Below are 26,143 nucleotides of genomic sequence, written 5' to 3'. Positions count from 1 at the left end.
TCCCCCGCCCAACCCGGCCTCGACAGCCTGTCGAAATCGTTCGAACCCGCCGCCATCGAGGCGCACTGGGGCCCGGAATGGGAAAAGCGCGGCTACGCCAAGGCGGGCTACCGCGGCACGCAGCAGCCCAGGGAAGGCGCCGAGTCGTTCGCGATCCAGTTGCCGCCGCCCAACGTGACCGGCACGCTGCACATGGGCCATGCGTTCAACCAGACGATCATGGACAGCCTCACGCGCTATCACCGCATGAAGGGCGCGAACACGCTGTGGGTGCCGGGCACCGACCATGCCGGCATCGCGACGCAGATCGTGGTGGAGCGCCAGCTGCAGGAGCAGAAGGTCAGCCGCCACGAACTCGGCCGCAAGAACTTCGTGGCGCGCGTGTGGGAGTGGAAGGAAAAGTCGGGCAACACCATCACGCAGCAGATGCGCCGCATGGGCGACACGGTCGACTGGAGCCGCGAGTACTTCACGATGGACGACGACCTGTCGAAGGTCGTGATGCACACGTTCGTGAAGCTGTACGAAGAAGGCCTCATCTACCGCGGCAAGCGCCTGGGCAACTGGGACCCGGTGCTCAAGACGTCGGTGAGCGACCTCGAGGTCGAGAGCGAGGAGGAAGACGGCTTCCTCTGGCACCTGTCGTACCCGCTGGAAGACGGCAGCGGCGCGCTGACCGTGGCCACCACCCGGCCCGAGACCATGCTCGGCGACACGGCCGTGATGGTCCACCCCGAGGACGAGCGCTACAAGCATCTCATCGGCCAGCGCGTGAAGCTGCCGCTGGTGGGCCGGCTGATTCCGATCATTGCCGACGACTACGTGGACAAGGAATTCGGCACCGGCGTGGTCAAGGTCACGCCCGCCCATGACTACAACGACTACGCGGTCGGCCAGCGCCACAAGCTCGAGATGATCGGCGTGCTGACGCTGGACGCGACCATCAACGACAACGCGCCCGAAAAATACCGCGGCATGGACCGCTTCGTGGCGCGCAAGGCCGTGGTGGCCGACCTCGACGCGCTGGGCCTGCTGGTCGAGGTGAAGAAGCACAAGCTGATGGTGCCGCGCTGCGCGCGCTCGGGCGCCATCGTCGAGCCGATGCTCACCGACCAGTGGTACGTGGCCATGACGCGCCCCGGCGCCGACGGCCAGTCGATCGCGCAGAAGGCCATCGACGTGGTGAAGTCGGGCGAAGTGCGCTTCGTGCCCGAGAACTGGGTCAACACCTACAACCACTGGATGGAGAACATCCAGGACTGGACCATCTCGCGCCAGCTCTGGTGGGGCCACCAGATTCCCGCCTGGTACGACGAGGAAGGCAACGTGTACGTGGCCGAGGACGAAGCCGCCGCGCAGGCCAAGGCGCCCGGCAGGAAGCTGACGCGCGACGAGGACGTGCTCGACACCTGGTACTCGTCGGCGCTGGTGCCCTTCTCTTCGCTGGGCTGGCCCGGAAAGACCAGGGAGCTGGAGCTGTACCTGCCCTCCACCGTGCTGGTGACGGGCTACGACATCATCTTCTTCTGGGTCGCCCGGATGATCATGATGACCAAGCACTTCACCGGCAAGGTGCCGTTCAAGGACGTCTACATCCACGGCCTGGTGCGCGACGCGCAGGGCAAGAAGATGAGCAAGTCCGAAGGCAACGTGCTCGACCCGGTCGACCTGATCGACGGCATCGCGCTGCCCGAGCTGCTGGACAAGCGCAGCCAAGGCCTGCGCAAGCCCGAGACCGCGCCCACGGTGCGCAAGAACACGCAGAAGGAGTTCCCGGACGGCATTCCGGCGTTCGGCGCCGATGCGCTGCGCTTCACCTTCGCTTCGCTGGCCTCGCTGGGCCGCAGCATCAACTTCGACTCGAAGCGCTGCGAGGGCTATCGCAACTTCTGCAACAAGCTGTGGAACGCCACGCGCTTCGTGCTGATGAACTGCGAAGGCCAGGACTGCGGCCTGCTGGAGCACACGAAGGAAGACTGCAAGGTCGGCGGCCCGGCCCACGGCTACCTGAAGTTCAGCCGCGCCGACTACTGGATCGTGTCGCAGCTGCAGCGCGTTGAGGCCGAAGTGACCAAGGGCTTCGAGGAATACCGCCTCGACAACGTGGCCAACACGATCTACCAGTTCGCCTGGGACGAGTTCTGCGACTGGTACCTCGAAATCGCCAAGGTGCAGATCCAGACCGGCGACGACGCGCAGAAGCGCGCCACCCGCCGCACGCTGATCCGCGTGCTCGAAACGCTGCTGCGCCTGGCGCACCCGGTGATTCCGTTCATCACGGAAGAGCTGTGGCAGAAGGTGTCGAAGGTCGCGGGGCGCGAGGGCGAGTCGATCATGGTGGCGGCGTATCCGCAGAGCCAGCCGGAGAAGATCGACGAGGCGGCCGAGGCTTACGTGGCGCGGCTGAAGAGCCTGGTCGACGCATGCCGCACGCTGCGCGGCGAGATGAACGTGTCGCCCGCGATGCGCCTGCCGCTGTACGCCGTGGCCGACGACGCCGAGGGCGCTGCCTTCCTGCGCGAAGCGGCGCCCGTGCTGCAGGCGCTGGCCAAGCTCAAGGAAGTGAAGGTCTTCGACGACGAAGCCTCTTGGCAGGCAGCCGCGGAAGCGGCGCCGGTGGCGGTGGTGGGCGCCGCGCGCCTGTGCCTGCACATGGAAATCGACAAGGCGGCCGAGAAGCTGCGCATCGGCAAGGAAATCGCTCGCATCGAGGGCGAGATCGCCAAGGTGCACGGCAAGCTCGGCAACGAGGCGTTCGTGGCCAAAGCGCCGCCCGCCGTGATCGAGCAGGAGCGCAAGCGCCTGGCCGATTTCACCGCCACGCTGGAGCGCCTGCGCGACCAGCTTGTGCGCCTCGGCTGACAGACGGACAAAATACCGGGCGTTTAGGATGCTGGTTCGGCACTTGCTTGCCGCTCCTGCGACCACTCCCGGGACCTCCCCCTTTCTTTCTTCCAACGAACCGACGCCGAACTGCCCATGTCCACACCATCGACACGTATCCGCAAGGCTGTATTTCCCGTTGCGGGCTTTGGCACCCGCTTTCTGCCTGCCACCAAGGCACAGCCGAAGGAAATGCTGCCGGTGGTCGACAAGCCGCTGATCCAGTACGCCGTCGAAGAGGCCTACGCCGCGGGCATCCGCGACATGATCTTCGTGACCGGCCGCAACAAGCGCGCCATCGAGGACCACTACGACACCGCCTACGAGCTCGAAAGCCAGCTCGAGGCCAGCGGCAAGACCGCCCTGCTGAACATCGCCCGCTCGGTCATGCCCGACGACATGACCTGCTCCTACGTGCGCCAGCCGCGCATGTTGGGCCTGGGCCATGCCGTGCTGTGCGCCGAGCACCTGGTGGGCAACGAGCCCTTCGCCGTGCTGCTGGCGGACGACCTGATGGTCGGACCCAAGGGCGGCGAACCCGTGCTGGCGCAAATGACCGCGGCCTTCGCCCGCCTCGGCGGCTCGCTGCTGGCGGTGCAGGAAGTGCCGCTGGAACACGTCAAGCGCTACGGCATCGTGGCCGGCGACGCGATCGAGGAAGGCCTGGTGAAGGTCAGCCACATGGTCGAGAAGCCGAAGCCCGAAGACGCGCCTTCGCGCCTGGGCGTGGCCGGCCGCTACATCCTGACGCCGGGCGTGTTCGCCGAGATCCGCAACCAGCCCAAGGGCGCGGGCGGCGAGATCCAGCTGACCGACGGCATCGCGGCGCTGATGAAGAAGGAATCGGTGTACGCGTACTCGTACAAGGGCATCCGCTACGACTGCGGCAGCAAGGAAGGCTTCCTGCAGGCATCGGTGGAACTGGCGCTGGCCCACCCTGAAGTGGGCGCGGAGTTCCGCGAATACCTCAAGAGCCTGAAGCTGTAACAGCGCTCGTCGCGCTTGTGCAAAGGGCCGCTTTCGCGGCCCTTTTCTTTTGCTTCCTCAGCGGCGCTTGAGCACGTGGATGAAGTCGGTGCCGACGGTTTCCTGCTCCATCAGCTCGTTGCCGGTCTGGCGCGCGAAGGCCTGGAAGTCGCGGATCGACCCGGGGTCGGTCGACACCACTTTCAGCAGCTGCCCGCTCGTCATCTCGTTGAGCGATTTCTTCGCCTTCAGGATGGGCAGCGGGCAGTTCAGCCCGCGCGTGTCGAGCTCGCGGTCAGCTTGCACTTCCACGCTCCTCGGGTTCCGGCGGCAGGTTCAGGCCGCGGCGGCGCTCTTCGTTTTCCGCGGCGGTGAAGAACACGGGCTCATGGCCGCGCGTGCGCAGCCAGTCGGCCAGCGCGTAGCCGGTGCCGGCCGGCCAGCACTTCAGGTCGGGCAGGTCGTAGAGGCGGTAGTCGACCAGTTCGGGCGAAAGCTTCACCTCGCCGTCGGCCACCACGTGGTAGGCGATGATGACCTGGTTCATGCGCTGGAAGTCGTACGCGCCGACGATCTTGAGCGCGCTGACGTCGAGGTTGGTCTCTTCCTTGACCTCGCGCGCAACGCCTTCCTCGGGCGTCTCGCCGGCCTCCATGAAGCCGGTGATCAGCGCGAACATCTTGCCCGGCCACGCCGCATTGCGCGCCAGCAGCACCTGGCCGCGGTACTCGACGATGGCCGCGAGCACGGGCGTGGGGTTGTTCCAGTGCGTGTGGCCGCAGTTGGAGCAGCGCAGGCGCTCCTTGGGACCGCCGTCTTCCATCAGCGCGATCCACTCGAGCGGCGTGGCACAGACCTGGCAAAACTTGGGATGGGGCATGGGGTCTCTTTTCTTTTTATGGCGCCGCCTCGGGCAAGGCGGACGCGGGTTGGCTGAAGACGATCAGGCCGGGAACACGCCGGTGGAGAGATAGCGGTCGCCGCGGTCGCAGACCACGAACACGATGGTCGCGTTCTCGACCGTCTTCGACACCTCGAGCGCGGCCCAGAGCGCGCCGGCAGCCGAGATGCCGCCGAAGATGCCCTCTTCGCGCGCAAGGCGGCGGCACATTTCTTCGGCGTCGTCCTGGCTCACGCTGATTTCCTGGTCGACCCGGCTCGGATCGAAGATCTTCGGCATGTATTCGGCCGGCCATTTGCGGATGCCCGGAATGCGCGAGCCTTCGGCCGGTTGCGCGCCGACGATGCGGATGGCGGGGTTCTTCTCTTTCAGGAAGCGCGAAACGCCGGTGATGGTGCCCGTGGTGCCCATCGCGCTCACGAAGTGGGTGACCTTGCCCTTGGTGTCGGCCCAGATTTCGGGGCCCGTGGTCTCGTAGTGGATGCGCGGGTTGTCGGGGTTGGCGAACTGGTCGAGCACCCGGCCCTTGCCCTGCGCAACCATCTGCTCGGCGAGATCGCGCGCGTATTCCATGCCGCCGCTCTTGGGCGTGAGGACCAGTTCGGCGCCAAAAGCCTTCATGGTCTGGGCACGCTCGACGGAGAGGTCCTCCGGCATGATCAGCACCATTCGGTAACCCTTGATGGCCGCGGCCATGGCCAGCGCGATGCCTGTGTTGCCGGAGGTGGCTTCGATCAGCGTGTCGCCGGGCTTGATTTCACCGCGCTCCTCGGCGCGCTTGATCATCGAGAGGGCCGGCCGGTCTTTCACCGAGCCTGCCGGATTGTTGCCTTCCAGCTTGCCGAGAATCACGTTGCCACGCTTGGCGTTTTCTGCGGCATGGATGCGTTGCAGGGCGACCAGGGGGGTCTTGCCGATGGCATCTTCGATCGTCGGATAATTCATGGCAGCCACTGTGCCATAATTTTGGGCTTCGTTCAGAACCCTGCCCGGGTGGTGAAATTGGTAGACGCAGGGGACTCAAAATCCCCCACCGAAAGGTGTGCCGGTTCGATTCCGGCCCCGGGCACCACACTTTGGCTCGCCCCCAGGCTGCGCGGCACTTCGTGTCCGCTTCGCCTTCCCCCTACCGGGGGCAACACCTGAGGCCCGGCTAAGCCGGTTCCTCGGTGTTCCTGGAATGGGCCTCTCCCACTACGACTGCCCGTTGGCCTCTATCAGGCCCGTATGCACCGTCGGGTGCGCCAGCCGCACCCGCAGTTCGCGCTTGAGCCGCGTGTTGTCCAGCCGGCGCGATTCCCCCATGAAGCTCAGCAACTGCAGCGGCAATTGCCGCTCGGCCTCGCCGCGGGCCACGCGCGGCGGGCGGGGCATGCCGTACAGGTCGGCGGCCAGGTCCATGTAGTCGCCCATCTTCAGTTCGGTGTCGTCCGACGCATGCACGATGCGCTGCGGCTTGCCGCGGAACAGCGCGGCCTCGCAGGCTCGCGCCAGGTCGTCGGCGTGGATATGGTTGGTGTAGACGTCGTCCTCGTGCCGCAGCACGGGGGTGCCGCGCTGCAGGCGGGCGCGCGGCGTGCCGTTCTCGCGGTCCGGCGCATAGATGCCGGGAATCCGCAGGATGCTGGCACGGATGCCGGCACTGCGGCCCAGCCAGCGCACGGCGCGTTCGGCGTCCACGCGGCGATGCGAGCGGGGCGTGTCCGGCCGCACGCCGCGGGTTTCGTTCACGCGAGCGCCGCCGCAGTCGCCGTAGACGCCGCTGGTAGAGCCATAGACGAAGGTCGAAGGCACCGAGCGCAGCCGCAGCGCGCGGGCCAGCGCGGTGGTGCGCTGGTCGCGCCACCAGGCGGCGCCACCGTCGCGGGCCGGCGGCGCCAGGTGCAGCACCCGGGTCGCGATGCCCGCCAGCCTGCGCAGGGTGGCCGCGTCGTCCAGGTTGCCGACCAGCGGGCGCACGCCGGCTGCCCGCAGGGCGGCCACCCGGTCCCTGGAGGAAGTGAGCGCCACCAGTTGCATACGGCCCGAAAGATCGCGCGCGACACGCTGGCCGACGTCGCCGCAGCCCACGATGAGAAGGCGCTCGCGCCGGAAACGCGCCGGCAGAGCGCCGGAGGGGCTATTGATTGAAGGCAAAATCCTGTTCCTGTCCCAATTCAGTTGCTCCCGCGCTGTTTGCAGCGCCCAGGAGATTACCCCCCGAAGAATACCGATGACTGCTACCGCGCCGCATGAGGCAGGCTTTTCCATCACCGTCGAGCCCAGCGGGCGCCATTTCGTGGCGCAGGGCGATGAAACCATCCTCGCGGCCGGCATCCGGCAAGGCATCGGCCTGCCCTACGGCTGCAAGGACGGCGCCTGCGGCTCCTGCAAATGCAAGAAGCTCTCGGGCGAGGTCACGCTCGGACCCCACCAGAGCAAGGCGCTGAGCGCCGAAGAACAACTGGCCGGCTTCGTGCTGACCTGCTGCGCCCACGCCACCAGCGACGTGGTGCTCGAGTCGCGCCAGGTCACGGAAGCCGGCGCGCTGCCGATCCGCAAGATGCCCGTGCGGGTGATGGGGCTCACGCGCCAGTCGCACGACGTGATTCTCTTGCGCCTGCAGCTGCCGGCGGGCGAGCCGCTGCAGTTCTACGCGGGCCAGTATGTCGAATTCATCCTGCGCGACGGCGCCCGCCGGAGCTACTCGATGGCCAATGCGCCGCACACCGTCGGCGTGCCCGGCACGGGCATTGAGCTGCACCTGCGTCACCTGCCGGGCGGCAAGTTCACCGACCACGTGTTCGGCACGATGAAGGAAAAGGAAATCCTGCGCATCGAAGGCCCCTTCGGCAGCTTCTTCCTGCGCGAGGACTCCGACAAGCCGATCATCCTGCTGGCCTCGGGCACCGGCTTCGCGCCCATCAAGGCGCTGCTGGAACACATGCAGTTCAAGGGCATCACGCGGCCCGTGTCGCTCTACTGGGGCGGCCGCCGCCCCGAAGACCTGTACATGGACGCCTGGGTGCGCGAGCAGATGCCCAACATGCCCCAGCTGCGCTACGTGCCCGTCGTCTCCAACGCGACGCCGCAGGACAACTGGACCGGCCGCACCGGCTTCGTCCACCAGGCCGTGCTGGAAGACTTCGCCGACCTGTCGGGCCACCAGGTCTATGCCTGCGGCGCGCCCATCGTGGTGGATTCGGCCAAGCGCGACTACGTGGCGCTGGCCGGGCTGCCCGAAGAAGAGTTCTTTGCAGACGCGTTCACCACCGAGGCCGACAAGGCCGTTCCCTGAAGACAACACAAGAAACATGAAGACGAGACACTTCCTTCTCACCCTCCTTGCAAGTGCCACCGCCCTGCTGGGCACCGGCACGGCCAGCGCCCAGCAGCAGCGCCCCATCCGCCTCGTCGTGCCCTACGCGGCCGGCGGCCCGATCGACAACACCGCGCGCATCCTGGCCGAACGCGTCAAGGACACGCTGGGCCCGGTCATCATCGACAACAAGCCCGGTGCGGGCGGCAACATCGGCGCGGACATCGTGGCGAAGGCACCGCCGGACGGCCTGACCATCGGCATCGCGGCCACCGCCACGAACGCGGTGAATCCGTGGCTCTACAACAAGATCCCGTTCAACGCCGCGACCGACTTCGCGCCCATCACCCAGATGGTCCGCGTGCCCAACGTGCTGGTGATGAACGCCGACACCGCGAAGCGCCTGAACATTAACAGCGTGGCCGACCTCATCCGCTACGCCAAGGCCAACCCCGCCAAGCTCAACTACGGCAGCGGCGGCAACGGCAGCGCGGGGCACCTGGCGGGCGAGCTGTTCAAGAAGGAAGCAGGCATCTTCGCGGTGCACATTCCGTACAACGGCGGCAGCCCGGCGCAGCTGGCGCTGATCTCGGGCCAGGTCGACTTCAACTTCGACAACCTCGCCACCGCCGCGCCGAACATCCGCTCGGGCAAGCTGAAGGCGATTGCGGTGACGACGCTGCAGCGCAGCAGCTCGCTGCCCGAGGTACCGCCCATCGCCGACACGCTCAAGGGCTTTTCCATCGACACGTGGTGGGGCCTGGTGGCACCGGCGGGCACGCCGCACGACGTGGTCGTGAAGCTGAATCAGGCGTTCGTGGCCGCGCTGAATGCGCCGGAAACGAAGACGCGCTTCGCCGGCCTGCTGGCGGAGCCGGTGGCCAGCTCGCCGGAACAGTTCGGTGCGTTCATGAAGAGCGAACTGGCGAAGTACGAAGCCGTGGTCAAGGCGACTGGCGCCAAGGTCGACTGAAGGCGCCCCCTCGGGGGCCCTTGTTCATTCGCCCAGGTACGCGGCCCGCACGCGCGGGTCGCTCAGCAGGGCCTTGGCCTCGCCGCTCATGGTGATCAGGCCCGACTCCATCACATAGCCCCGGTCGGCCAGCTGCAGCGCGCGGTTGGCGTTCTGCTCCACCAGCAGGATCGTGACGCCCTGCGAGGCCACGGTCTGCACCACCTCGAAGATCTTGTCGCACATGATCGGCGACAGGCCCATGGTCGGTTCGTCCAGCAGCAGCACCTTGGGGCGCGCCATCAGCGCGCGGCCCATGGCCAGCATCTGCTGCTCGCCGCCCGACATGGTGCCGGCCAGCTGGTCCTTGCGCTCGCGCAGGCGCGGGAAGGTGACGAACACGCGCTCCATGTCGCTGGCGATCTCGGCCTTGTCCTTGCGGATGTAGGCGCCGATCTGCAGATTCTCGGTGATGGTCATGCGCGTGAACACGCCACGGCCTTCCGGCACCATCACCAGGCCTTCGGACACCAGGTCCCAGGCGCCGCGGCCCTTGATGCTGCGGCCCAGGAACTCGATGTTGCCGGCCCCGGCCGGCAGCGTGCCGGTGATCGCCTTCATGGTGGTGGTCTTGCCGGCGCCGTTGGAGCCGATCAGCGAGACCAGCTCGCCCTCGCGCACCTCGAAGTCCACGCCCTTGACGGCCTGGATGCCGCCGTAGCCCACCTTCAGGCCGCCGACCTTCAGCAGCGTCTTGCCGGCCGCCTTGGCCTGCGCGGCGCTGGCCAGGGTGTCTTGTTCGCTCGTCATCGTTGCTGTCGTCATTTCAGTGGCCTCCGGTGCCGAGGTAGGCCTCGATCACCTTCTCGTTCTTCTGCACGTCGTAGGGCGTTCCCTCGGCGATCTGCTTGCCGTAGTCCAGCACGGTGACGCGGTCGCACAGACCCATGATGAGCTTGACGTCGTGTTCGATGATGAGGATGGTGCGGTTGTCGCGGCGGATGCGGTCGATCAGCTCGCGCAGCGCCACCTTCTCGGTGGAGTTCATGCCCGCGGCCGGCTCGTCCAGCGCGATGAGCTGCGGATCGGTGGCCAGGGCGCGCGCGATTTCCAGGCGGCGCTGGTCGCCGTAGCTCAGCGTGCGCGCCTTGTAGTCGGCGAACTTGCCGATGCCCACGTAGTCGAGCAGCTCCTGCGCGCGCTTGGCGATGGCGGCCTCCTCGGCCTTGAAGCTGCCCGTGCGCAGCATGGCGCCGAACACGCCCGAATGGGTACGGATGTGGCGCCCGACCATCACGTTCTCCAGCGCCGTCATTTCGGCGAAGAGGCGGATGTTCTGGAAGGTGCGCGCAATGCCGGCCTTGGCCACTTCGTGCACGGCCGTCGGCTGGTAGGGCTTGCCGGCCAGCTCGAAGGTGCCGCTGTCGGGCGTGTACAGGCCGGTGATCACGTTGAAGAACGTGGTCTTGCCCGCGCCGTTGGGGCCGATCAGTCCGTAGACCTGGCCGCGCTTGATGGTGATGCCCACGTCCGAGAGCGCCTGCAAGCCGCCGAAGCGCTTGGAGATGCCGCGTACGTCGAGGATGGTGTCCGTAGTCGTCGTCATGTTGATTTCTCCTTCGGCGTTCACGGATTGATCGACATGGGACGCGAGGCCGCACCCGGCAGCTCGTCGGCGGGCGTATCGATGCCCGGTGCATGGGTCTGCAGCGAGCCCGGGGCCACCGCGGCATGGGTCGGGTCGACGGGCACGCCGCCCTTCTTCGTCAGGGACTTGCCATGCTCCGGCGACGGCCACAGGCCGCGCGGGCGCACCAGCATGATGACGATCATGGCCAGCGCGATGAACAGCTGGCGCAGGATGGATGCGTCGAGGCGGCCGTCGGTGGCCGCCTGCAGCGGGCCGGCCACGTAGCGCAGCACCTCGGGCAGCGCTGCCAGCAGCACGGCGCCCAGGATCACGCCGGGCAGGTGCCCGATGCCGCCGAGCACCACCATGGCCACGATCATCACCGACTCCATCAGGCTGAAGGACTCGGGCGACACGAAGCCCTGGAAGGCCGCGAACATCGCGCCCGACACGCCGCCGAAGCTCGCGCCCATGCCGAAGGCCAGCAGCTTCATGTTGCGGGTGTTGATGCCCATGGCCTTGGCGGCGATCTCGTCTTCGCGGATGGCCATCCACGCGCGGCCGATGCGCGAGGTCTGCAGGCGGTGCGAGATGATCACGGTCGCGACCACGAGCGCCAGGAACAGGTAGTAGTACAGCGACACCGAGGAGATCGTGAAGCCGTCGAACTTCCATGCCTTGCCGAGGTCGAGGCCCCAGAACTTGATGGAGTCGATGGCCGTGATGCCCTTGGGCCCGTTGGTGATGTTGACGGGCTGGTCCAGGTTGTTCAGGAACACGCGGATGATTTCGCCGAAGCCCAGCGTGACGATGGCGAGGTAGTCGCCGCGCAGCTTCAGCGTGGGCGCGCCCAGCAGCACGCCGAGCACGGCGGCCACCACCAGCGCCAGCGGAATCACGATCAGCAGCGAGGTGTGCATGCCGTTCGGGAACATCTGCGCGAACCACGGGAAGGTCTCGGTCAGGTGAGACGAGCCCATGAGCGCGAAGAGATAGGCGCCCACCGCGAAGAAGGCCACGTAGCCCAGGTCGAGCAGGCCGGCGTAGCCGACCACGATGTTCAGGCCCAGTGCCAGCAGCACGTAGAGCAGCGCGATGTCGGCGATGCGCACCCATGCGTTGCCCTGCATCTGCAGCAGCAGCGGCAGGGCGAGCACGGCGATGGCGCCGATGATGTAGAGCGCGAGGTTCTTGCTGTTCTTCATGGCTCGCTCCTTACGCACGGTCCGCCACGCGTTCGCCGAGCAGGCCCGACGGACGCAGGGTGAGCATGACGATCAGCACGATGAACGCGAAGATGTCGCTGTAGTTGCTGCCCAGCACGCCACCGGTGATGGTGCCGATGTAGCCAGAGCCGATGGCCTCGATGAGCCCCAGCAGGATGCCGCCGACCACCGCGCCCGCGAGGTTGCCGATGCCGCCGAACACCGCCGCGGTGAAGGCCTTGAGGCCGGGCAGGAAGCCCATCGCGTGCTGCGCGATGCCGTAGTTCGACGCGTACATCACGCCCGCGATGGCCGCGAGCACGGCGCCGATGATGAAGGTGGCCGAGATGACCATGTCGGGGCGGATGCCCATGAGGGCGGCCACGCGCGGGTTCTCCGCGGTGGCGCGCATCGCGCGGCCGAGCTTGGTGTAGTTGACCAGCCACATGAGCACCACGAGCGAGAACGCCGTGACGCTGAGGATCATCACCTGCGTGGGCGAGATCACCGCGCCGCCCACGTGGATGGGGTCGGTCGGCAGCAGGTTGGGATAGGCCTTGTTGGTCGGCTTCCAGATGATCATCGCCAGCGTCTGCAGCAGGATCGACATGCCGATGGCGGTGATCAGCGGCGCGAGCTTGGGGCTGTTGCGCAGCGGCCGGTAGGCCACTTTCTCGATCACGAAATTGAGGGTTGCCGCGACGATGCAGGCAATGATCAGGGCAATGAGCAGAACCAGCCAGCCCGGTGTGTTGGGCATGCCGTCCTTCATGAGGCCGATGATGGTCCAGCTCGTCAGAGCCCCCACCATTAATACTTCTCCGTGCGCAAAGTTGATCAGATTGATGATGCCGTACACCATGGTGTAGCCCAAGGCTATCAAGGCATACATGCTGCCGAGAACCAGACCGTTGATGATCTGCTGCAGCAAAATGTCCATATCGCGTTCCCTATGTGTTGCACCGTTGCGGGGTGCCATTCACCCACCGGGGCACCGGTTTGGCGCCCCCAGCTTGATAAGCAAAAAACCAGCCAACATGTGTCGCCGGCGGATTTGTGGGCGGGATTGTAGTCACGCGCCAGCGCTGATTTGGTGCGTGTTGACCGGGGTTTACCCGCTCACCTCATGCTGTATGCGCGTGAGTTCATGCACGGCTTGCGTGCATGTTGCAAGACCGTATCAGTCGTTGCCTTCAGCGTTCAGGCGACGCAGTTCCCGGAGCTTCTCGCCGATGCGGATCTCGAGTCCGCGGTCGACCGGCTCGTAGAAGACCTGGCCTTCCAGGCCGTCGGGAAGGTAGCGCTCGCCGGCGGCGAAACCGCCCTCCTCGTCGTGCGCATAGCGGTAACCCTTGCCGTAGTCGAGCTCTTTCATGAGCTTGGTGGGTGCATTGCGCAGGTGCATGGGCACCGGGCGCGTGCTGTCCTTCTTCACGAGGGCGCGCACTGCGTTGTAGGCCTTGTAGACCGCGTTCGACTTGGGCGCGATCGCGAGGTAGACCACGCACTCGGCCAGCGCCAGTTCGCCTTCGGGGGTACCCAGTCGTTCGTAGACCTCGGCCGCGTCTAGCGCGAGGCGCAGCGCGCGCGGGTCGGCCAGGCCGATGTCTTCGCTCGCCATGCGCACCAGCCGGCGTGCCATGTAGCGCGGGTCGGCGCCGCCGTCGAGCATGCGCACGAACCAGTAGAGGGCGGCATCGGGGTCGCTGCCGCGCACGGACTTGTGCAGCGCGCTGATGGTGTCGTAGAACTGCTCGCCGCCCTTGTCGTAGCGCCGCATGCGCTCGCCCAGCACACGCAGCAGCCATTCGTCGGAGATGTTCGAGAGCTTCTCGGCACGCGCTGCTACGGCCAGTGTCTCGAGGGTGTTGAGCAGCCGGCGCGCATCGCCGTCGGCATAGGCCACGAGGCGGTCGACCGCTGCAGCGTCGATGGCGGGCACGGCCTGGATGTCCTGCGCGCGCGCCACGATCTGCTTGAGATCGCCTTCGTCGAGCGACTGAAGCACGTACACCGCGGCACGCGAGAGCAGCGCGGAGTTGACCTCGAACGACGGGTTTTCGGTGGTCGCGCCGATGAAAGTGAAAAGGCCCGATTCCACGTGCGGCAGGAAGGCGTCCTGCTGGCTCTTGTTGAAGCGGTGCACTTCGTCGACGAAGACGATGGTGCGCTGCTGCGTGAGCCCGTCGCGCGCGGCGGTGGCAAGTTCCACGGCCTCGCGGATGTCCTTCACGCCGCCGAGCACCGCGCTGATGCTGAGGAACTGCGCGTCGAAGGCATCGGCCATGAGCCGTGCGATGGTGGTCTTGCCGGTGCCGGGCGGCCCCCAGAGGATGCACGAGTGCGGCTGGCCCGACTCGAACGCGATGCGCAGCGACATGCCCGGCCCCAGCAGATGCTGCTGGCCGATCACTTCGCCGAGCGTGCGCGGACGCAGGCGCTCGGCGAGGGGTTGATGCGCGCTGGTGGCCAAACCCGTGGTGCGTCCTGGCTTACTGCTTGACGACATCGGCACCGGCGGGTGCCTTGAAGTCGAACACACCGGCCGGCAGCGACGGATTCACTTCGACCTTGTTGAACTTGAGCACCGAACGCTGGCCGAAGCTGTCGAGAATCTCGAGCGCCGCGAGCGCATCGCCCTGGAAGCCCACCTGCACGCTCTGCAGCTGGCCGTCCTTGTTCTTAGGCATGGCCTTGACCCATTGCAGGCCGTCGCGGTCGGGCGTGGCCTCGAGCGTGAAGTCGGCCTGCAGCGCCTTCAGGTCGGGCGCGGCGGCAATCAGCGCCGCGGGCGTGGAGCCCAATGCCTGAGCCTGTGCACGCTGCGTGACCTGGTTCAGGTCGGCGTCGTAGAGCCACAGCGTCTTGCCGTCGGCCACGATGCTTTGCGCGAAGGGCTTCTGGTAATCGAACTTGAATTTGCCGGGGCGCTGGAATTCGAAGGTGCCGGTCGAAGTCTTGGTGCGGCCCGGCTGGCCTTCGCGCGACGGCGCGGTCACGGTCTGGGTGAAGTCGGCACGGCCGGACTTGACCGTCTTCACGAAGGTTTCGAGGCTCTCGAGCCCGCCCGCCCACGCGTTGGCGGAACACACGAGGCCGATCAATAGCCAATGACGCAATTTCAATTTGAATTCCTCGCAATAGCTTTTGGGCTGTGCCACGGAGCGTGACACTCAACTTCGACCCTAACCGCCGCGAATTGCGGCAGGTGTAGGTCTTGATGAAGATTTGCAATGCCGGATGGCTTTTTGCAAATTTCCTTTCAGCCCGTAACCTGAAATACCGGTTCGTCCCCGCGAATTATTCGGCCGCGCGCGCCGGCACCAGGATTTCCCGCTGGCCGCTGCCGCTCATGGCGCTGACGAGACCGGCCTTTTCCATGTCCTCGACCAGACGGGCGGCGCGGTTGTAGCCGATCTTCAGGTGCCGCTGCACGAGCGAGATGCTGGCCTTGCGGTTCTTGAGCACGACTTCCACCGCCTGGTCGTACATCGGGTCTTTCTCGGCATCGCCGCCGCCGAGCATGTCGCCGTCACCGTCGCCATCGACCGTGCCGCCTTCGAGCACGCCCTCGATGTAGTCGGGCTCGCCCTGGCTCTTGAGGTAGGCCACCACGCGGTGCACTTCCTCGTCGCTCACGAAGGCGCCGTGCACGCGGATCGGCAGGCCGGTTCCGCTGGGCATGTAGAGCATGTCGCCCATGCCGAGCAGCGCTTCGGCGCCCATCTGGTCGAGGATGGTGCGGCTGTCGATCTTGCTCGACACCTGGAACGCGATGCGGGTCGGGATGTTGGCCTTGATGAGGCCGGTGATCACGTCGACGCTGGGGCGCTGCGTGGCCAGGATCAGATGGATGCCCGCGGCGCGCGCCTTCTGCGCGAGGCGGGCGATCAGCTCTTCGATCTTCTTGCCGACCACCATCATCAGGTCGGCCAGTTCGTCGATCACCACGACGATGTGCGGTTCGCGCTTGAGCGGTTCCGGATCGTCCGGCGTCAGGCTGAAGGGGTTGTAGATGAACTCCTCGCGCGCCTTGGCTTCGTCGATCTTGGTGTTGTAGCCGGCCAGGTTGCGCACGCCCAGCTTGCTCATGAGCTTGTAGCGGCGCTCCATCTCGGCCACGCACCAGTTCAGGCCGTGGGCCGCCTGGCGCATGTCGGTGACCACGGGCGCCAGCAGGTGCGGAATGCCTTCGTAGACCGACATTTCGAGCATCTTCGGGTCGATCATGAGCAGGCGGACGTCGCGCGCCTCGGCCTTGTAGAGCAGCGAAAGGATCATGGCGTTGATACCCACCGACTTGCCCGAGCCGGTGGTACCGGCCACCAGCACGTGCGGCATCTTCGCGAGGTCGGCCACCACGGGGTTGCCGATGATGTCCTTGCCGAGGCCCATGGTGAGCATCGACTTGCCTTCGTTGTAGATCTGCGAGCCCAGGATTTCGCTGAGCTTGATCGACTGGCGCTTGGCGTTCGGCAGTTCGAGCGCCATGTAGTTCTTGCCCGGGATGGTCTCCACCACGCGGATGGACACCAGCGAGAGCGAACGCGCGAGGTCCTTCGCGAGATTGACGATCTGCGAGCCCTTGACGCCGGTGGCGGGCTCGATTTCATAGCGCGTGATGACAGGGCCCGGCGAAGCGAGCACCACGCGCACCTCGACGCCGAAGTCCTTTAGCTTCTTCTCGATCATGCGCGAGGTCATCTCGAGCGTGTCGGAAGAGACGGTTTCCTGGCGCACTTGGGCGGCATCGAGCAGGTCGACCTGCGGCAGCTTGCTGTCGGGCAGTTCCTTGAAGAGCGGCTTCTGGCGCTCCTTGACGACGCGATCGCTCTTGGGCACCTCGGTCATCGCGGGCTCGATCTGCACGGGCGGCGACGGGACGCGGCGCTTGGGCCGCGGCTCGATGCGGATTTCGTCATCGTCGTCCGCGAAGGCTGACGACGCGGAAGACATGGACGGCTCGCCTCCCCTGTTGTCCGACGCACCGCTGCCGCGCGTGAACGCGGGCTCGTCGGCCTCGGCGCGCTCGCGGGCCGCCTGCTTGCCCATGGCGATGTCGGCGGCCATCTCGCGCTTCTCGCGGCGCGACTCGAAGAGCGAATAGGCGCGTGCGCCGATACGCTCGGCGATCAGGCTCCAAGAGAAGCGGAACACCAGCGCCGAACCGATCACGCCGCCGGCGATGGCGACCAGCGCCGAGCCGGTGAAGCCGAGCCAGCGCACGCTGGCCGGCCCCACCAGGGCACCGATCGCGCCGCCGCCGGCACCGCCCGGCAGGTGGCCTTCGAGACGGTACAGGCGCGACCATTCGAGCATCGCACTCGCGCACAGCAGCAGCGCAAGACCGAACCAGAAGGCGAGGCGGCTGCGGTTGAAGCGGCCGCGCGGAGCCTGCTCGGCCGCCGAAGTCGGTTCGCCACCGCGCAGCCAGCTGGCCAGCGAAGACAGCCATGCGCGCAGCCCGGCTGCAAGGCACCACCACACGGAAAAGCCCGCGGCAAAGTAGCTGCCATCGGCCAGCCAGGCGCCGAAACGGCCACCCCAGTTCTTGATTTCGCCCCCGGTGCCCGATGTCGACCAGGCGGCATCGGAAAGCGTGAAGCTCAGCATTGAAAGCAGCCAGAACAGCAGCGCTGCGAATCCAGCAATCAGCGTGATTTCGTGGGCGAAGCGCATGGCGCGCGTGCGCACGGGTTGCCCGTCGGCGGCAGAGGAAGATTGAAGCGTATTGAGCGAATAGGTCATGAAAAACGCGGCACCCGGTCCAGAAAATCGGGGGCCGGACACACGAACACTACAACAAAAGGCCGGAGCCGCTCGCAGCGGACCCGGCCCCGGAAGCTCAAGCCAGGGACAGGAGCCGTTCCTTGACGATCATCGACCCGTCGTCCAGGGTCTGCACGAAGCCGCGCTCCTCGAGGTCCTTCATGACGCGGCTCACCATTTCGCGCGAGGCGCCGACCATCTTGGCCAGATCCTGGCGGGAGATCTTGTCGCGCACCTTGAGGATGCCCGCGCCGTCTTCGATGGCGAACTCGAGCAGCGAGCGGGCCACGCGGCCGTACACGTCCATCAGCGCCAGCGATTCGATCTTGCGGTCGGCGTGGCGCAGGCGCTGCACGAGGCCGCGCATGATGTTGTAGGCCATCGAGGAGTTCTCCGGCAGGCAGCGCGCGAAGGCGTCGCGGCCCAGCATGAGCACGTCGCACTGGATCTCGGTACGCACGGTGGCCGAATGCGGCTCGTCGTCGATCAGGCTCATCTCGCCAAGGTAGTCCCCAGGATGCAGCGTGGCCAGGATGACCTCGCGGCCGCGGCTGTCGGCGCTGGTGACGCGGGCACGCCCGGTCAGGATGATGTAGAGCGCGTCGGACTTCTTGCCCTGCTCCACGACGACTTCCGCGCGCTTGAAGCGCTTCTTGATGATCGCGTCCGCGATGCTGGCGGACTGCGTGGCCGTCAGCGACGCGAACAATGGAACGCGCCGAAGCAATTCGAGGTTGGACAGCATCGACATTTATCAATCCCTGCTACAGCGCGCGGAGCGGTCCAAAAGGCAGGCCAATGGATTACTACAATCGCGCGCATTGAAAACACCGTTCACCCGGTGTTGAACCGGGCGGTGATACTCCATATATATCGCTACCACCCTGAAAATGTACACGCTGAATCAGCGTATATCCTAGGTTTTCTACTCATGTCCGCTCCCCAACACGCCAAGGTTTTGATTCTCGGCTCCGGCCCCGCCGGCTACACCGCCGCCGTCTACGCAGCCCGCGCAAACCTGCAGCCGCTGCTCATCACGGGCATCGCCCAGGGTGGCCAGTTGATGACCACCACCGAGGTCGACAACTGGCCGGCCGACGTTCATGGCGTGCAGGGACCGGAGCTGATGCAGCGCTTCCTGGAGCATGCAGAGCGCTTCAAGACGCAGATCGTGTTCGACCACATCAACAAGGTCGACCTGAGCAAGCGCCCGTTCACGCTGACCGGCGACAGCGGCACCTACACCTGCGACTCGCTGATCATCGCCACGGGCGCTTCGGCGAAGTACCTGGGCCTCGACTCTGAACAGAAGTTCATGGGCCGCGGCGTCTCCGCCTGCGCCACCTGCGACGGCTTCTTCTACCGCGAGCAGGAGGTCTGCGTGATCGGCGGCGGCAATACCGCCGTGGAAGAAGCGCTCTACCTCGCCAACATCGCCAACAAGGTGACGCTGGTGCATCGCCGCGACAAGTTCCGCGCAGAGCCCATCCTGATCGACAAGGTCAAGGAAAAGGTCGCCGAAGGCAAGATCGTGCTGAAGCTGCACAGCGAACTCGACCAGGTGCTGGGCGACGACACCGGCGTGACGGGCATCCGCATCAAGAATACGCAGACCGGCGCCACCGAGCAGATCGACCTGAAGGGCTGCTTCATCGCCATCGGGCACCATCCCAACACCGACATCTTCCAGGGCCAGCTGGAAATGAAGGACAACTACATCCTGACCCGTTCCGGCCTGCAGGGCTTTGCCACGATGACCAGCATTCCGGGCGTCTTCGCCGCCGGCGACGTGCAGGACAACGTGTATCGCCAGGCCATCACGAGCGCCGGTACCGGCTGCATGGCGGCACTCGACGCACAGCGCTTCCTGGAACAGGACGGCACGCTCTGAGAGGCGGGCCCTCCAAAAGGGCTATAATCCGAGGCTTTGCCGAAACAGGGCTCTCTCACGAGTCGCGGCAAAGTCGGGGTACCGCCACCCGTTTCTGGCGAGGTCAAGCTGCAAAACACCTGCAATCGCCACGATTGCGCCGGTGCCAGCTGTTCAAGAAAGAGTGTCCACATGGCACGCGTATGCGACGTAACGGGCAAAGGCCCGATGGTCGGAAACAACGTTTCCCACGCCAACAACAAAACCAAGCGCCGGTTCCTGCCGAACCTGCAATACCGCCGTTTCTGGGTCGAGACTGAAAACCGCTGGGTTCGCCTGCGCGTTTCGAGCGCCGCGCTGCGCCTGATCGACAAGAACGGTATCGACTCCGTGCTCGCAGACCTGCGCGCACGCGGCCAAGCTTAAGGAGCTGAATCATGGCAACGAGCAAAGGCGGACGCGAGAAGATCAAGCTGGAATCCACCGCGGGTACCGGCCATTTCTACACGACCAGCAAGAACAAGAAGACGATGCCTGAAAAGATGTCGATCATGAAGTTCGACCCCAAGGCGCGCAAGCACGTCGAATACAAGGAAATCAAGCTGAAGTAATTCAGCCCTGGTTCCCAACACAAGAACCCGCTGCTTACCCAGCGGGTTTTTTGTTGCCTGTCGAATCGCAATCGACGAACGCAAAAAAGCCGACCCGGAGGTCGGCTTTTTGATGTGGAGGCGAGAGCGGTTGTTAAGCGCGCGCGGCCCGCAGACGCGTCGAGAAGTCACGCAGACCCGCAATGCCGCTGGCTTCCGCACGGTGGCACCAGGCCGCCAGATCGGCTGCCAGTTGCTCGCGCGACTGCGAAGTGTTCATCCAGAGCTGACGCAGCTCTTCGCGCATCGTGACCATCTTGTCCAGCACCGGGTGTGCGGCACGAGCCTGGGTGACATGCGTGCGGGCCGAAGCAGGCACCTTGTCGTCGTCGCGATGCAGCCAGCGCTTGGCAGCCTTGAGCACCGACAGGTCGGCACCCTTGTTCTTCAGGGCTTCCAGTTCCTGGCTGGTGGCACGGCGCATTTCGCGCGCATAGCCGGCCATGACTTCGTAGCGGTTGGCAATGACGGCTTCGAGCGTCTTCTCATTGGCCACGGGCTGGATGTCGCCCATCAGCATCTTCGGCGGCACCTTCTTGACCTTGGCCCAGCCCAGCTTCTGCAGCGCCTGGATATAGATCCAGCCGATGTCGAACTCGTACTTCTTGACCGAGAACTTGGCCGAGGTCGGGTAGGTGTGGTGGTTGTTGTGCAGCTCTTCGCCGCCGATGATCAGGCCCCAGGGCATGATGTTGCGGCTGGCGTCGGGCGCCTCGAAGTTGCGGTAGCCCCAGTAGTGGCCGATGCCGTTGATGATGCCGGCGGCGGTGATGGGAATCCACAGCATCTGGACAGCCCACACGGCCATGCCGAGCGTGCCGAACAGCGCCAGGTTCAGGATCAGCATGAGGCCCACGCCTTGCCAGCTGTAGCGCGAATACAGGTTGCGCTCGATCCAGTCATCGGGCGTGCCGTGACCGTAGCGCTCCATCGTTTCCTTGTTCCGGGATTCGGCGCGATAGAGTTCGGCGCCGCGCCAGAGCACTTCGTCGATGCCCTTGACCTGCGGGCTGTGCGGGTCGTCCTGGGTTTCGCACTTGGCGTGGTGCTTGCGGTGAATGGCGACCCATTCCTTCGTCACCATGCCGGTGCCGATCCAGAGCCAGAAACGGAAGAAGTGAGAGGGAATAGGGCCCAGATCCATGGCCCGGTGCGTTTGCGTCCGGTGCAGGAAGATGGTGACCGCGGCAATCGTGATGTGCGTGGTGACGAGCGTGTACAGCACGACTTGCCACCATGCGATGTCCCACAGGCCGTGTCCGAGCCATTCGATGGCCGCGTTCAAAACGGCGGAGTCAGGAAGCAACATTGAGTCAGGTACTCCATGGCCACACGAAGGTGCAGCCTTCAGATAACCCGCGATTTTAAAGGCGAGGGCCTAGAACAAGCCCTTTAAACCTTCAAGAAATGCGCTGATTAACCCTAGTTTGGAGTGCAATCCCTATTTGCGGTTCCACACGGCGGCAAAGAAACCGTCCGTCGCATGGCGATGCGGCCATAGCCGCAGATAGCGCCTGCCATCCTCGCCGCCCGCGCACAGGGCCTCGAAACCCTCCACTTTGAGCCCCTGCAGCAGCTCAGCGGCGTCGACGGGCACGAAATCAGGGTTCGCGGCGGCAAAAGCCTCGGCAATGGCCTCATTTTCCTCCGGCAGCACGCTGCATGTGGCGTAAACCAGACGTCCGCCCGATTTCACCAGCCGTGCCGCGCTCTGCAGGATGGCGGCCTGCTTGACCGTCAGTTCTTCCACCGCCTTGGCCGACTGACGCCATTTCAGGTCCGGATTGCGCCGCAGCGTGCCCAGTCCCGAGCAAGGCGCATCGACCAGGACGCGGTCGATCTTGCCCGCCAGGCGCTTGATGCGGTCGTCGCGCTCGTGGGCGATCGCGGCCGGATGCACGTTCGACAGCTTGCTGCGCGCCAGCCGCGGCTTGAGCGCGTCGAGCCGGTGGGCCGACGTGTCGAAGGCGTAGAGCCGGCCGGTGTTTCGCATCGTCGCGCCGATGGCCAGCGTCTTGCCGCCGGCGCCTGCGCAGAAATCGACCACCATCTCGCCGCGCTTGGCGTCCAGCAGCAGTGCCAGGAGTTGAGAGCCTTCGTCCTGCACCTCGATGGCGCCGCGGGCAAAGGCGTCCAGCTTGGTCAGCGCCGGCTTGCCTTCGATGCGCAAGCCCCAGGGCGAGAACGGTGTTGCTTCCGATTTGATAGCAGCCTTCGCAAGCTCGGCCTTCACGTCCGCGCGTTTATCGGTCAGCGCATTGACGCGCAGGTCGAGCGGCGCCGGCTGCTGAAGGCTCTCGACCAGCGGCCAGAAACCGTCGCCAAGCTGGGCCTTGAGGGGCGCGACCAGCCATTCCGGCAGGTTGTGGCGATGGCGCTCGAGCAGGTCGTCGGCTTTCACCGCGTCGCAGTTGTCTAACCAGCGCTTCTCGGTGTCGTTGAGTGCGCTTTTCAGGAAATCGCGCGGGCCGTAGAAGCCGAGGATCGCCATGCGGCGCTCCTTGGAGCCGGTGCCCGAAGGCGAAAGATGGTCGAACAGAAGCTTCTTGCGAAGCACGGTGTAGACGGTTTCGGCGAGCGTCGCGCGCTCGCGCGGGCCGAACTCGCGGTGGTCGCGGAAAAACCGCGAAACGACCTGGTCGGCCGGGTGATCGAATTTCAGGACAAGGCCGACCAGATCGGCGGTGGCCTCCAACAGGGCTTTGGGGTGCATGCCCCGATTGTCTCAGCCAGCGGAGCCGGCGGACCGAAGGGCTATGCGCTGCGCGTCCAGACCACCCCGAAAGCCTCGCGCTCGATGTCTTCCAATGTGGGCGAGTGGCCGGCCCACAGCACCAGCGTGGCGCCGGGCAAAGTGAGCGTCTGCTCCAGCTGGCGGCACATGTGCCAGCGGTCTTCGTCGTCCAGCCCGGGCAGTTCGATGAACACGACGTACGCACGGCGCCACGGAAATTCCCGAAGGTTCTTGCGCACCAGCCAGGCCCGCGACGCCGGCAGGCAGCGCACGAGGTCGGCCCGCAGTTCGCCCAGTTCGTAGTCGTTCAGGTCGTGGCGCGATATCTGGCTGAAAAACGGCGTGGCGGTGATTTCTTCCCAGGCACGCGCCTCGGCTTCCTCCGCTTCCTTGAGCCGGCCGCGCCACAACTTGAGCGCCATTTCGTCGTGCGGCCCGGCGTCCGGGTCTTCGAGCGAGGCTACGGCGCTCTTGGCGGCCCACCAGCGGCTGGCCGCGCCGGAACCGTGCAGCCGCTCGAGCACCACGAGCCGGGCAGCGCGGTCGCTCGCGGGCAGCATCTGGGCCAGCCCGCGCAGCGCGCCGGGATGCTCGGGCGCGATCTGCAAGGCGTTCTCGTAGCGCATCCGCACCGGCGCCGAGGGGTTGAGGCGACGCTCGGAATCGGCCCATTCGACCATCTCGTCCGGCGTGTTGCGCTCACCGCGCGCGGCCAGCACGTCGATGCGTTCGCGGATGCGCGCACGGTGGGCGTGATGCTGCTTCCAGTCGGCGGCGTGGGCGCGGCACCAGCGGTTGTCGAAATATTCGATCCATTTCTTCCGGTCAGCCAGCAGTTCCAGCGCGGGACGCGCCGACCATTCGGGCAAGACCGCCTTCTGCTCGAGGGCCTCCAGCCGGTCGCGCAGGACCGGATGGGTGTCCTCCAGGTCGCTCACGCGGCGCATCGCCTCGCGCAACGCCTGGCGCGCGAAATCGTCGGCCGGCGGCGTGCGCACCCGCTTGCGCAGGGCGGCGAACGGCCCCGGCGGCAGCGGCTCGCGTTCGGCGCGCGCCCAATGCCAGGGCCAGAACTCGTTGGCGTACCAGTTTCCCTTGATCGCGATCTCGGTCAGCGCCGCGGCGGCCACCGAGGTGCCCAGCAGCCGGCCCGAGATGCGGTCGGCCTCGTATTCGTCCTGGCGGGCCAGCGCGAAAGTCTTGGCCGCGAAGCGCGGGAAGTACCAGCGGAAGAAGGCTTGCGAGACCAGCGCCATCACGCCCTCGTCGCGCTGCAGGCTGGCATCGAGCTTGAGCCACGACAGCCGCGTGCGGTAGATCCAGGCGCTGAGCTTGCCGTGATTGCCGCGCAGGTGGCCGTATTCGTGCGCCAGCACCGACAGCAGCCGCCGCCGGTCGAGCATCATCAGGAGCGGCAGGCCGATGTTCAGCGAGTTGACGGCGCCGCCGAACAGCCCGAAACGCGGCACCTGCCGGATGCTGGCGTTGAATTCGTCGTCGAGGTAGACGTGATGGACCGGCGGCCCCTTGATCTTCGACCGGATGCGGTCGAGCGCCTCGAAGAGCGCGGGCGCGTCGTCGCGCTGCAGTTCCACGCCCTCGGGTTCGTCGAAGCGCACCCACAGCGCGCGAAGCGTGGCCCAGAGCAGGCCGCCCGCGAACAGCAGCAGCCAGCCGCGGGTGAAGGTGAAGCGTTCCTCGCGCACCGGCAGCAGCACCCAGGCGATGAGGCCCACCGCGAGCCCCAGGCAGCCGAGCACCCACAGGTAGCCGAGCGCGGCAAAGGCCGCCACGCTGCGTCGATAGCGCGCACTGTCGTCCGCGCTGGCATGCTCGCTCAGTCGAACCAGGTGAACAAAATCAGCGCGATCCATCCGACTCCCGTCAAATCAAGCCACGACAGTTTTTGAAGAAAGAAGCCCCCGTTGAACAACGACGACGACCTCCCTCCCCTGATCGAAACACCTCCCGGTCGCTACCGCCATTACAAAGGCGGCGAATACGAGGTGCTCGGCACGGTCCGCCATAGCGAGACCCTGGAGCCGATGACGCTGTACCGCGCCTTGTATGGAGCCCACGGACTCTGGGTCCGCCCTGCCGCGATGTTCAACGAGACCGTCGAGATAGACGGCGTGCCGCGGCGGAGATTCACGCCGATCTAGCCATCACGGCCCGGCCCGGCTCTGAAGGAATGCGTCAGCCGCAGCGGACCTCGGTCACGCGGTTGCGCGCATCGACGTCCAAGTTCAGGCGTCCGCCGTTGAGTTCCATCGTCGCTGCCTCGCCGGGCTTCAGCACCCGCACGACGCCAGCTCCGGCGCGCACGCGGGCGGCGGCTTCCAGCTGCGGCGTCAGCGGCTGGCCGACCGCGAAGCGGGCACCATCGGCATTGCACTGATAGACCGGTGCCGGGGGTGGCACGGGCGCGGCGGGTGCAGGAGCGGGTGCGGGCGCCGGGGCGGCGCAGCCCGCGAGCAGGGCGACAGCGCCGGCGACGGTCAGCAGCAGCGATTTGGTTTTCACTTCGAACTCCCGAAAACCCGCGAATATAAAACAACTTTACGGGTTGTGACTCGATGTATCAGCCAGCCATCCGGCGATCGCTCGGGGATACAACAGGTGCTCCTGCGCCAGCACCCGGCCGGCCAGGGTGGCGGCCGTGTCGTCGGGCAGCACCGGCACCGCGGCCTGCGCCAGGATCGGGCCGTGGTCGAGTTCGGTCGTCACCTGGTGGACGGTCACGCCGGCCACCTTGCAGCCCGCCTCGATGGCGCGCTGATGGGTGTGGAGCCCCGGGAAAGCGGGCAGCAGCGAGGGATGGATATTTACCAGCCGCCCCGCATAGCGCCCGACGAAGCCGGGCGTCAGGATGCGCATGAACCCGGCCAGCACCACCAGCGCGGGCGAATGGGCGTCCACCGCTGCCGCCAGGGCCTCGTCGAAAGCCTCGCGGGTCGCGAACTCGGTGTGCGGCACCACGGCGGTGTCGATGCCGTGCGAACGGGCAATGGCCAGCCCGCCGGCCTCGGCCTTGTTGCTGATGACCGCGGCGATGCGGGCGCCGAAGCGCTCGGCCCAGCGGTCGCGCTCGGCGGCGCGCACGATGGCCGCCATGTTGGAGCCGCCGCCGGAGATCAGGATCACGATGTTCTTCATGGGAGGCGGGATTATCCGCGCCGTGCTTGTCGCGACGCGGACACCGTTTCACAGCACGACCGTGCTAAAACTCACGGTTCCGGAGACACACCGCGTCTGCGGTGAACCGATCAACACAGCGAGGCACGC

The 26,143-nt window shown here is 66.0% G+C and carries 25 protein-coding genes and 1 tRNA gene; 9 read left to right on the top strand and 17 right to left on the bottom strand.

Going from position 1 to position 26,143, the window contains the following annotated elements; translation table 11 throughout:
- Both AC1RVW_RS15935 and galU read left to right on the top strand, forming a co-directional pair.
- A partial coding sequence (locus tag AC1RVW_RS15935; protein ID WP_493201016.1) for a valine--tRNA ligase occupies positions 1 to 2,862 on the top strand: 2,862 nt, incomplete at its 5' end.
- Positions 2,863 to 2,979: 117 nt separating this feature from the next.
- Positions 2,980 to 3,870 carry a UTP--glucose-1-phosphate uridylyltransferase GalU gene (gene galU, locus AC1RVW_RS15930; RefSeq protein ID WP_081265762.1) on the top strand — a complete coding sequence of 297 codons (891 nt, stop codon included), beginning with the start codon at positions 2,980 to 2,982 and terminating at the stop codon, positions 3,868 to 3,870.
- Between the two features lie 57 nt (positions 3,871 to 3,927).
- Here galU and AC1RVW_RS15925 read toward each other — a convergent pair whose 3' ends face one another.
- The 3 genes from AC1RVW_RS15925 to cysM form a co-directional block, all read right to left on the bottom strand.
- Positions 3,928 to 4,155, bottom strand: a complete 228-nt coding sequence (locus tag AC1RVW_RS15925; protein ID WP_106937528.1) for a sulfurtransferase TusA family protein — start codon at positions 4,153 to 4,155, stop codon at positions 3,928 to 3,930.
- Complete coding sequence (locus AC1RVW_RS15920) at positions 4,145 to 4,729, bottom strand: NUDIX domain-containing protein (RefSeq protein ID WP_081265761.1); 585 nt, start codon at positions 4,727 to 4,729, stop codon at positions 4,145 to 4,147. Before AC1RVW_RS15920 ends, AC1RVW_RS15925 begins: the two co-directional genes overlap by 11 nt.
- Positions 4,730 to 4,792: 63 nt before the next feature.
- A complete protein-coding gene (cysM, locus tag AC1RVW_RS15915; protein WP_081265760.1) occupies positions 4,793 to 5,695 on the bottom strand; it encodes a cysteine synthase CysM in 903 nt (300 codons plus the stop codon).
- 42 nt (positions 5,696 to 5,737) lie between these two features.
- On the opposite strand from cysM, the gene AC1RVW_RS15910 reads away from it, so the two are divergent.
- Positions 5,738 to 5,822, top strand: a tRNA-Leu gene (locus AC1RVW_RS15910).
- A 122-nt stretch (positions 5,823 to 5,944) separates the two neighbouring features.
- Here AC1RVW_RS15910 and AC1RVW_RS15905 read toward each other — a convergent pair.
- Positions 5,945 to 6,886 (bottom strand): SDR family oxidoreductase, encoded by a 942-nt coding sequence (locus AC1RVW_RS15905; protein ID WP_081265753.1) that lies wholly within the window; start codon positions 6,884 to 6,886, stop codon positions 5,945 to 5,947.
- Between the two features lie 76 nt (positions 6,887 to 6,962).
- On the opposite strand from AC1RVW_RS15905, the gene AC1RVW_RS15900 reads away from it, so the two are divergent.
- Entirely contained in the window at positions 6,963 to 8,027 is a 1,065-nt protein-coding gene (locus tag AC1RVW_RS15900) for a CDP-6-deoxy-delta-3,4-glucoseen reductase (RefSeq protein ID WP_081265752.1), read from the top strand.
- Positions 8,028 to 8,043: 16 nt separating this feature from the next.
- Positions 8,044 to 9,021, top strand: coding sequence for a Bug family tripartite tricarboxylate transporter substrate binding protein (locus tag AC1RVW_RS15895; RefSeq protein ID WP_081265751.1), 978 nt, complete (start codon positions 8,044 to 8,046; stop codon positions 9,019 to 9,021).
- Between the two features lie 24 nt (positions 9,022 to 9,045).
- Here AC1RVW_RS15895 and AC1RVW_RS15890 read toward each other — a convergent pair whose 3' ends face one another.
- The 8 genes from AC1RVW_RS15890 to AC1RVW_RS15855 form a co-directional block, all read right to left on the bottom strand.
- Positions 9,046 to 9,810: an ABC transporter ATP-binding protein gene (locus tag AC1RVW_RS15890; RefSeq protein ID WP_081265852.1), complete on the bottom strand. Its 765-nt coding sequence runs from the start codon at positions 9,808 to 9,810 to the stop codon at positions 9,046 to 9,048.
- Between the two features lie 16 nt (positions 9,811 to 9,826).
- Positions 9,827 to 10,606, bottom strand: coding sequence for an ABC transporter ATP-binding protein (locus AC1RVW_RS15885; protein ID WP_081265853.1), 780 nt, complete (start codon positions 10,604 to 10,606; stop codon positions 9,827 to 9,829).
- 20 nt (positions 10,607 to 10,626) lie between these two features.
- Complete coding sequence (locus AC1RVW_RS15880; RefSeq protein ID WP_493201011.1) at positions 10,627 to 11,835, bottom strand: branched-chain amino acid ABC transporter permease; 1,209 nt, start codon at positions 11,833 to 11,835, stop codon at positions 10,627 to 10,629.
- 10 nt (positions 11,836 to 11,845) lie between these two features.
- A complete protein-coding gene (locus tag AC1RVW_RS15875; RefSeq protein ID WP_081265749.1) occupies positions 11,846 to 12,775 on the bottom strand; it encodes a branched-chain amino acid ABC transporter permease in 930 nt (309 codons plus the stop codon).
- Between the two features lie 240 nt (positions 12,776 to 13,015).
- Entirely contained in the window at positions 13,016 to 14,308 is a 1,293-nt protein-coding gene (locus AC1RVW_RS15870; protein ID WP_493201008.1) for a replication-associated recombination protein A, read from the bottom strand.
- Between the two features lie 19 nt (positions 14,309 to 14,327).
- A complete protein-coding gene (gene lolA, locus AC1RVW_RS15865) occupies positions 14,328 to 14,960 on the bottom strand; it encodes an outer membrane lipoprotein periplasmic chaperone LolA (RefSeq protein ID WP_493201006.1) in 633 nt (210 codons plus the stop codon).
- Between the two features lie 175 nt (positions 14,961 to 15,135).
- Positions 15,136 to 17,583: a DNA translocase FtsK gene (locus tag AC1RVW_RS15860; protein ID WP_493201004.1), complete on the bottom strand. Its 2,448-nt coding sequence runs from the start codon at positions 17,581 to 17,583 to the stop codon at positions 15,136 to 15,138.
- A 97-nt stretch (positions 17,584 to 17,680) separates the two neighbouring features.
- Complete coding sequence (locus AC1RVW_RS15855; RefSeq protein ID WP_081265745.1) at positions 17,681 to 18,355, bottom strand: Crp/Fnr family transcriptional regulator; 675 nt, start codon at positions 18,353 to 18,355, stop codon at positions 17,681 to 17,683.
- A gap of 180 nt (positions 18,356 to 18,535) precedes the next feature.
- On the opposite strand from AC1RVW_RS15855, the gene trxB reads away from it, so the two are divergent.
- The 3 genes from trxB to rpmG all read left to right on the top strand — a co-directional run bounded on the left by trxB (position 18,536) and on the right by rpmG (position 20,085).
- The gene (gene trxB, locus AC1RVW_RS15850) at positions 18,536 to 19,495 is read left to right on the top strand and encodes a thioredoxin-disulfide reductase (protein WP_081265744.1); all 960 of its coding nucleotides are present in this window, start codon (positions 18,536 to 18,538) and stop codon (positions 19,493 to 19,495) included.
- 171 nt (positions 19,496 to 19,666) lie between these two features.
- Entirely contained in the window at positions 19,667 to 19,900 is a 234-nt protein-coding gene (rpmB, locus tag AC1RVW_RS15845; protein ID WP_081265743.1) for a 50S ribosomal protein L28, read from the top strand.
- Positions 19,901 to 19,911: 11 nt separating this feature from the next.
- A complete protein-coding gene (gene rpmG / locus AC1RVW_RS15840) occupies positions 19,912 to 20,085 on the top strand; it encodes a 50S ribosomal protein L33 (RefSeq protein WP_007830291.1) in 174 nt (57 codons plus the stop codon).
- Positions 20,086 to 20,218: 133 nt separating this feature from the next.
- Here rpmG and AC1RVW_RS15835 read toward each other — a convergent pair whose 3' ends face one another.
- From AC1RVW_RS15835 to AC1RVW_RS15825, 3 genes are all read right to left on the bottom strand, one after another.
- Positions 20,219 to 21,433, bottom strand: a complete 1,215-nt coding sequence (locus AC1RVW_RS15835; protein ID WP_081265742.1) for a DesA family fatty acid desaturase — start codon at positions 21,431 to 21,433, stop codon at positions 20,219 to 20,221.
- A gap of 132 nt (positions 21,434 to 21,565) precedes the next feature.
- A complete protein-coding gene (locus tag AC1RVW_RS15830) occupies positions 21,566 to 22,837 on the bottom strand; it encodes an RsmB/NOP family class I SAM-dependent RNA methyltransferase (RefSeq protein WP_493201000.1) in 1,272 nt (423 codons plus the stop codon).
- Positions 22,838 to 22,878: 41 nt separating this feature from the next.
- Entirely contained in the window at positions 22,879 to 24,732 is a 1,854-nt protein-coding gene (locus tag AC1RVW_RS15825; RefSeq protein ID WP_285412223.1) for a M48 family metallopeptidase, read from the bottom strand.
- A gap of 51 nt (positions 24,733 to 24,783) precedes the next feature.
- On the opposite strand from AC1RVW_RS15825, the gene AC1RVW_RS15820 reads away from it, so the two are divergent.
- Positions 24,784 to 25,020 carry a DUF1653 domain-containing protein gene (locus AC1RVW_RS15820; protein ID WP_493200998.1) on the top strand — a complete coding sequence of 79 codons (237 nt, stop codon included), beginning with the start codon at positions 24,784 to 24,786 and terminating at the stop codon, positions 25,018 to 25,020.
- Between the two features lie 34 nt (positions 25,021 to 25,054).
- Here AC1RVW_RS15820 and AC1RVW_RS15815 read toward each other — a convergent pair whose 3' ends face one another.
- Together AC1RVW_RS15815 and purN are read right to left on the bottom strand one after the other, a co-directional pair.
- On the bottom strand, positions 25,055 to 25,381 hold the full coding sequence (locus AC1RVW_RS15815; RefSeq protein WP_106935464.1) for an I78 family peptidase inhibitor: 327 nt from the start codon (positions 25,379 to 25,381) through the stop codon (positions 25,055 to 25,057).
- A gap of 36 nt (positions 25,382 to 25,417) precedes the next feature.
- On the bottom strand, positions 25,418 to 26,014 hold the full coding sequence (gene purN, locus AC1RVW_RS15810; protein ID WP_493200995.1) for a phosphoribosylglycinamide formyltransferase: 597 nt from the start codon (positions 26,012 to 26,014) through the stop codon (positions 25,418 to 25,420).
- Positions 26,015 to 26,143 lie beyond the last annotated feature (129 nt).

The sequence above is a fragment of the Variovorax sp. MPBD4-3 genome (genome assembly GCF_058809745.1).
The sequence above is the reverse complement of the archived record's forward strand: the minus strand, read 5'-3'. Positions and strand labels throughout refer to the sequence as shown.

Bases quoted from the DNA above. Each gene is read 5' to 3' on its own strand.
- AC1RVW_RS15855 (WP_081265745.1), bottom strand. From the start codon at position 18,355: ATGTCGATGCTGTCCAACCTCGAATTGCTTCGGCGCGTTCCATTGTTC.
- AC1RVW_RS15920 (WP_081265761.1), bottom strand. From the start codon at position 4,729: ATGCCCCATCCCAAGTTTTGCCAGGTCTGTGCCACGCCGCTCGAGTGG.
- rpmB (WP_081265743.1), top strand. From the start codon at position 19,667: ATGGCACGCGTATGCGACGTAACGGGCAAAGGCCCGATGGTCGGAAAC.
- AC1RVW_RS15875 (WP_081265749.1), bottom strand. From the start codon at position 12,775: ATGGACATTTTGCTGCAGCAGATCATCAACGGTCTGGTTCTCGGCAGC.
- AC1RVW_RS15835 (WP_081265742.1), bottom strand. From the start codon at position 21,433: ATGTTGCTTCCTGACTCCGCCGTTTTGAACGCGGCCATCGAATGGCTC.
- cysM (WP_081265760.1), bottom strand. From the start codon at position 5,695: ATGAATTATCCGACGATCGAAGATGCCATCGGCAAGACCCCCCTGGTC.
- AC1RVW_RS15900 (WP_081265752.1), top strand. From the start codon at position 6,963: ATGACTGCTACCGCGCCGCATGAGGCAGGCTTTTCCATCACCGTCGAG.
- AC1RVW_RS15825 (WP_285412223.1), bottom strand. From the start codon at position 24,732: ATGGATCGCGCTGATTTTGTTCACCTGGTTCGACTGAGCGAGCATGCC.
- AC1RVW_RS15885 (WP_081265853.1), bottom strand. From the start codon at position 10,606: ATGACGACGACTACGGACACCATCCTCGACGTACGCGGCATCTCCAAG.
- AC1RVW_RS15880 (WP_493201011.1), bottom strand. From the start codon at position 11,835: ATGAAGAACAGCAAGAACCTCGCGCTCTACATCATCGGCGCCATCGCC.
- galU (WP_081265762.1), top strand. From the start codon at position 2,980: ATGTCCACACCATCGACACGTATCCGCAAGGCTGTATTTCCCGTTGCG.
- AC1RVW_RS15890 (WP_081265852.1), bottom strand. From the start codon at position 9,810: ATGACGAGCGAACAAGACACCCTGGCCAGCGCCGCGCAGGCCAAGGCG.
- purN (WP_493200995.1), bottom strand. From the start codon at position 26,014: ATGAAGAACATCGTGATCCTGATCTCCGGCGGCGGCTCCAACATGGCG.
- rpmG (WP_007830291.1), top strand. From the start codon at position 19,912: ATGGCAACGAGCAAAGGCGGACGCGAGAAGATCAAGCTGGAATCCACC.
- AC1RVW_RS15860 (WP_493201004.1), bottom strand. From the start codon at position 17,583: ATGACCTATTCGCTCAATACGCTTCAATCTTCCTCTGCCGCCGACGGG.
- AC1RVW_RS15830 (WP_493201000.1), bottom strand. From the start codon at position 22,837: ATGCACCCCAAAGCCCTGTTGGAGGCCACCGCCGATCTGGTCGGCCTT.
- AC1RVW_RS15895 (WP_081265751.1), top strand. From the start codon at position 8,044: ATGAAGACGAGACACTTCCTTCTCACCCTCCTTGCAAGTGCCACCGCC.
- trxB (WP_081265744.1), top strand. From the start codon at position 18,536: ATGTCCGCTCCCCAACACGCCAAGGTTTTGATTCTCGGCTCCGGCCCC.